The following is a 5,618-nucleotide window of genomic DNA, read 5'->3' as shown; positions in this document are numbered from 1 at the left end:
TTATGAGGGTCAATAGTTATACTATCAGCACAGCTATGAGTTGTGCTGATAGTATAACTATTGACCCTCATAAAATGGGATATATTCCTTATGCTGCTGGTGGAATTGTTATAAAAGATAGAAGAATGAGAAACTCTATATCATATTTTGCTAGCTATGTATTTGAAAAAGGTGTTGAGATTCCAGCTTTACTTGGAGCATTTATAATGGAGGGATCAAAAGCTGGTGCTACTGCTGCTGCTGTTTGGGCAGCACATAGAGTTCTACCATTAAATATCGCTGGTTATGGAAAATTAATAGGAGCAAGTGTTGAAGGGGCTTTTAATCTTTATGATTATTTAAAAGCTAAAAATTCTATTAAAGTTGGAGATAAAATAGTAAGAGTAGAACCATTAACATCTCCTGATTTTAATATGGTTGATTTCATTTTTAATATTGAAGGAAATAAATCATTAGAATCTTTAAACAAATTAAATCATGATTTATATGATTTATCCTCTGTTATGACTCCTAATCTATATGCAAATGAGTTTGTGACATCACATACTGATTTTAATATAAACGATTATGCTAATAGTCCATTAGATGTTTTACAAAGATTAGATATACCTAAAGAAGAGTGGTTCAAAGTTAATGATTTAACTTTACTAAGAGCTTGTGTATTATCTCCATTCTTAAATAATCCAGAAACTTTTAAAACTTATATTGAAAAAGTTGAAGAATCAATTATAAAAAAATTAACGCTTATAATTAAATAAAAAAAAATCCCAAGAGAATTCCACTCTTGGGATTTTTTCTATCCTATACCTCCGTATAAAACTCCTAATATAAGAATTATTAATACTCCTGGTACAAATATATATTTTCCTATTTTTACAATATATTTTCCTACTTTATGTTTTGCTCCTAAATCAATCTCATACTCTATTGATTTTGAATCTATTCCGTAGAAATAGAAACCTAAAATTATAATAGCTCCAAGAGGTATTAGATAGATTGTCATTGTATCTGCAAAAGTTCCAAATAGATTCATATCTAAATCTAAAGGTAATCCTATTAAAAATAGAACTCCTCCAACAATTATACTAGCCTTAACTCTAGAGATATTAAATTTTTCCATAGCTGCCTCTACAGGAACCTCTAACTGGTTTATTGCAGAAGATATAGCTGCAAATATAACACTTAAAAAGAATATTATTCCTAAAACTCTTCCTCCAGCCATATTATTAAATACAGAAGGAAGTGTTATAAACAGTAGGCTTGGTCCAGCTCCAGGTCCATAACCAAAGGCAAAAGCTGCTGGTATAATTATAAATCCAGCCATTAATGCTGCTAAAGTATCTAAAATACATGTTTGAACAACACTGCCTGATATACTTACGTCTTTATCTAAATAACTACCATAAACTAAAAGTGCTGATCCGCTCACTCCTACTGTGAAAAACGCTTGTCCTAAAGCCATAACCCAAGTTACTGGATTTAAAAGTTTATCCCAGTCTGGATTTAATAAAAACTTTACTCCTTCCATTGCTCCCGGAAGACTAAGTGATTTTATCATAAGTCCAAAGAATATTATAAACATTAGAGGCATAACGATTTTATTTATCTTTTCAATTCCCTTTATAACACCTAAAGAGATTACCCCAACACTTAAAACAACAGCTATAAAATGCCAGAATATAGATTCTGTATTTCCAGTAAAACTTCCAAAATATTGCTCATAGTTTAAAGTACTCATATCCACCATTAAATATGTCACAAAATATTTTATTATCCATCCAAAAACTATTACATAAAATGTAAATATCCCTGCTACCGAAACTATTGGAACTATTGGTAAAAACTTAGCAAAAGGTACTCCCTTTTTTTCCATAAGTTTTCCAACACCTAAAACACCCTTTTTCATCATTCTTCCAAATGATATCTCTCCAACTAATCCAACATAGGCAAATAAAGCCATAAATATAAAATATGGTATTAAAAATGCTGCTCCACCATAAGTTCCTAACTTCCAAGAGAAAAGCCAAATATTTCCAAGTCCTATGGCTGCTCCTACACATGATAAAATAAATCCGATTTTGTTACTAAACTTTTCTCTTTTGTCGTTCACGTTACTACACCTCCTAATTTTTGTAAAAAAAAATTCCACAGAAATATATCTGTGGAATAAATGTTTTCTCAATTTAATCTATCAGATACAATCTTTTTTAGTTTTTTGACCAAGCTAAAATAAGTTTGTATCCTGCATTCTCAGGTTACAAACTAACTATGGCCACCACCAAAATAAAACTGTTTCTGTTAAAGATGTATTAATTTTTAAGATATCTAATTGCTTTTTCATTTAATACACCTCCCTAAGAATAATTATTTTGAGTTATTGTAGCATTATACAATAAAAAAAACAAGGATTTTTTTATTTTTGTGATATAACTATATGTAGATATTATTTTTTTAAGTGAGGTAACTATGGAAAAAATTAACTGTAATCAATTTCAATTATTAAACTATTACAAAAAAAATAGAGAGCTTTATCGTAAATTGGGAAAAAGATTAGAACGTTTTTTAAAGCAGTCCTTTGAAAAAGAAAAAATTATCTATCATTCAATTACTAGTAGAGCTAAAACCAGAGAAAGTTTTCAAAAAAAAATAGAGCGTAAAGGTTATTCATGTGTTGAAGAAGCTACTGATCTATGTGGACTTAGAGTTATTACATTCTTAGAAAGTGAAACTAAAATTGTTGAACATTTTTTGAGACATACATTTATAATCGATGAAAGTAACAGTGTGGATAAAAGTGACACTTTAGGAGAAGATAAAGTAGGATATAAATCTATACATTTAGTTGCAACTCTTCCTAAAAATCTTTTAGAACTTCCTGAATTTGAAAGATTTGAAGGATTAAAATTTGAAATTCAAGTTAGAACTATACTACAGCACGCTTGGGCTGAAGTAGAGCACGATAAAAACTATAAATTTAGTGGACAACTCCCAACAGATATAAAAAGAAGATTTAAACTTTTAGCAGGATTTTTAGAGATTGCTGATCGGGAGTTTGAAAGTATTTCAAAAGAGATTACAGAGTATGAGAAAAAAGTTGTAAATACTATTGAAGGAAATACTCTGCATGAAATTGAGATAAACTCTACATCTTTAAGAAAATATCTAAATAAAAAATTCAATATAACATTCTCTCAAGGTATTAGTCCAAAAATTATTGCTCTTTTACATAGTAATAATATTAATACTCTAGAAGATTTCTCTAAAATAGAGGATTTAGAGATTATGAAAAAATATTTTGGAAATGGTAGTAAAAAGTTTCCAGCTCGTTATGACCTAATGATTAAAAATCTTTTAGATTATAGAGAAAAACAATTATAAATTCAAAACAGGAATTACCTTCTTACTTTTGTATATTTTAGAAATGAAATTTACAAAATAAGGAGGTTTTTTTATGGGTATTTTAAGTAATGAAAGCTGTTTAAAAATGAAAGAAAAAGAGTACCATAAAACTATTGAGCCATTAAAATTAAAACTTGCTGAGCTTCAAAGAGTTGGTAAAGAGAAAAAAATTCCCATTTTAATTATTTTTGAAGGCCTTGAAGCTTCAGGAAAAGGTGCTATTATAAATGAAATTCTTGTAACTTTAGATCCTAGAGGATACCGTGTTATTAACCATAATCACCCTTTAGCAGAAAATAATCTTCCTTTGAAACAATATTTAGAGGATATTCCTGGACAAGGAGAGTTTCATATTTTTGATAAATCTTGGTATGATCTCGCTTTTCAAGAGGAAAATGATATTACTAGAAGATGTAAAGAGATAAATAAAATCGAACGTTCTCTTCTTAGAAGCGGTATGTTAATCATCAAATTTTTCCTTCATGTTTCTAAAAAAATTCAGAAAAAAAGATACTTTAAAGCAAAAAAAAATCCAGCAAAATCATGGAAAGTTACTCCTTATGCTTGGAAACAAAATTTCAATTATAAATCTATTATTGAAAATTGGGAAGATATTATTGAGCGAACTAACAATTTTGATTGTGGTTGGAATATTATCTCTTCAAATAGTTTATATGGAGCAAAGTCTGAAGTTTTTAGAATAATTGTAGAAAAAATAGAAAGCTATTTAAATCAAAAAGATGTCCGACCTGATGACGTACTACTTCCTTATAAAAAACCATACTCTTTAGATGATGTTGATTTATCTAAAACTATTGATAAAAAAGAGTATAAAAAAGAGTTAGTAAAACTTCAAAATAAGATCTCAGATCTTCATCACGAACTATACACTAGACGTATTCCAGTTATAATAGCTTATGAAGGTTGGGATGCTGCTGGAAAAGGTGGAAATATTAAAAGAGTTGTTGAAAAAATGGATCCTAGAGGTTATGATGTTATCCCAATTGCTGCTCCAAACGATGTTGAAAAAAGTAAGCATTATCTTTGGAGATTTTGGAGATCTTTCCCACGATATGGACATGTAGCTATTTTTGATAGAACTTGGTATGGTAGAGTTCTTGTAGAAAGAGTTGAAAAATTTGCTACTAAGTATGAGTGGAAAAGAGCTTACCAAGAGATTACAGATATGGAAACTCAATGGGTAAATAACGGCTCTATTATTATTAAATTTTGGCTACAAATCTCTAAAGAGGAGCAACTAAAAAGATTTAAAGAAAGAGAGAACACTCCGTCTAAGCAATGGAAAATAACTGAAGAGGATTGGAGAAATCGTGAAAAATGGAAGGAGTATAAAGAAGCTGTTGAAGAGATGATTTCTAGAACCTCTACTACCTCTTGTCCTTGGCACATCGTTCCAGCTAATGATAAATACTATGCTAGAATTTTTGTTTTGAAAAAAATTATAAAAGAGATTGAACAAAAACTATATAACATCTAAAATTATTTTATTAAAAAGGGAGCTGATTAAAAGCTCCCTTTTTATAACTATCTCTTATTTATACGAGCAACAGTAATCTGCATACTCATTAACTATAACTTTAAATGATGAATCTCCCTCTACAGAAAAACTTTCTCCCTCTTTTATCTTAATAAAGCCAGAGTCCTGAGCTCTTTTAATTAGCATCTCTCCACCTAAAACTTCCATTAATTCTGGAGCTGCAGTTCCAAACTCATATTCGCCTTTTTGCATAAATCCTAAAGTTTTTCTACTTCCATCTTCAAATATAATTGTTCTACTATCTACCCTTCCATCAAAATATACATTTGCTTTTTTTATAACCTTTACATTTTTAAACTCCACTTTTTTCCCCCTTACATTTTTCTAGCTTTAGCTACACAACCTCTTATTGCTTCTATTACACTGCTTCTCATTCCTCTTTCTTCTAAAATACTCACAGCTTCTATTGTTGTTCCCCCTGGAGAACAAACCATATCTTTTAGTGCTCCTGGGTGCATACCTGTTTCTAAAACCATCTTAGCACTTCCTAAAACAGCTTGAGCTGCAAACTTATATGCCATATCTCTTGGCATTCCTTCCATTACTGCTCCATCTGCCAAAGCCTCTATAAACATATAAACATATGCTGGCGAACTTCCACTAACTCCTACTACTGCGTCCATCATATACTCAGCTACAACCTCAGCTTTTCCTATAGAGT

Annotated in this window: 5 protein-coding genes and 1 pseudogene; 3 read left to right on the top strand and 3 right to left on the bottom strand. The window is 30.0% G+C overall.

The window, feature by feature from the left end; translation table 11 throughout:
* Positions 1–758 (top strand): annotated as a pseudogene (locus Q0V08_RS10375) (pyridoxal-dependent decarboxylase); the annotation flags it as partial.
* 38 nt (positions 759–796) lie between these two features.
* Here Q0V08_RS10375 and Q0V08_RS10370 read toward each other — a convergent pair.
* The gene (locus tag Q0V08_RS10370; protein WP_297434528.1) at positions 797–2,110 is read right to left on the bottom strand and encodes a sodium-dependent transporter; all 1,314 of its coding nucleotides are present in this window, start codon (positions 2,108–2,110) and stop codon (positions 797–799) included.
* A gap of 356 nt (positions 2,111–2,466) precedes the next feature.
* On the opposite strand from Q0V08_RS10370, the gene Q0V08_RS10365 reads away from it, so the two are divergent.
* Positions 2,467–3,378: a hypothetical protein gene (locus Q0V08_RS10365; RefSeq protein ID WP_297434526.1), complete on the top strand. Its 912-nt coding sequence runs from the start codon at positions 2,467–2,469 to the stop codon at positions 3,376–3,378.
* 73 nt (positions 3,379–3,451) lie between these two features.
* Positions 3,452–4,897 (top strand): phosphate--AMP phosphotransferase, encoded by a 1,446-nt coding sequence (locus tag Q0V08_RS10360; RefSeq protein ID WP_297434524.1) that lies wholly within the window; start codon positions 3,452–3,454, stop codon positions 4,895–4,897.
* Between the two features lie 54 nt (positions 4,898–4,951).
* Here Q0V08_RS10360 and Q0V08_RS10355 read toward each other — a convergent pair whose 3' ends face one another.
* Positions 4,952–5,260 carry a pyrimidine/purine nucleoside phosphorylase gene (locus tag Q0V08_RS10355; RefSeq protein WP_297434522.1) on the bottom strand — a complete coding sequence of 103 codons (309 nt, stop codon included), beginning with the start codon at positions 5,258–5,260 and terminating at the stop codon, positions 4,952–4,954.
* An 11-nt stretch (positions 5,261–5,271) separates the two neighbouring features.
* Positions 5,272–5,618, bottom strand: a 347-nt coding sequence (locus Q0V08_RS10350) for a pyrroline-5-carboxylate reductase dimerization domain-containing protein (protein WP_297434521.1), incomplete at its 5' end; no start/stop codon positions are given.

The organism is uncultured Cetobacterium sp. (genome assembly GCF_947038635.1).
GTDB lineage: Bacteria > Fusobacteriota > Fusobacteriia > Fusobacteriales > Fusobacteriaceae > Cetobacterium_A.
Note: the sequence above shows the minus strand (reverse complement) of the source record. Positions and strands in the feature narration are given on the sequence as shown.

Bases quoted from the DNA above. Each gene is read 5' to 3' on its own strand.
- Q0V08_RS10360 (WP_297434524.1), top strand. From the start codon at position 3,452: ATGGGTATTTTAAGTAATGAAAGCTGTTTAAAAATGAAAGAAAAAGAG.
- Q0V08_RS10365 (WP_297434526.1), top strand. From the start codon at position 2,467: ATGGAAAAAATTAACTGTAATCAATTTCAATTATTAAACTATTACAAA.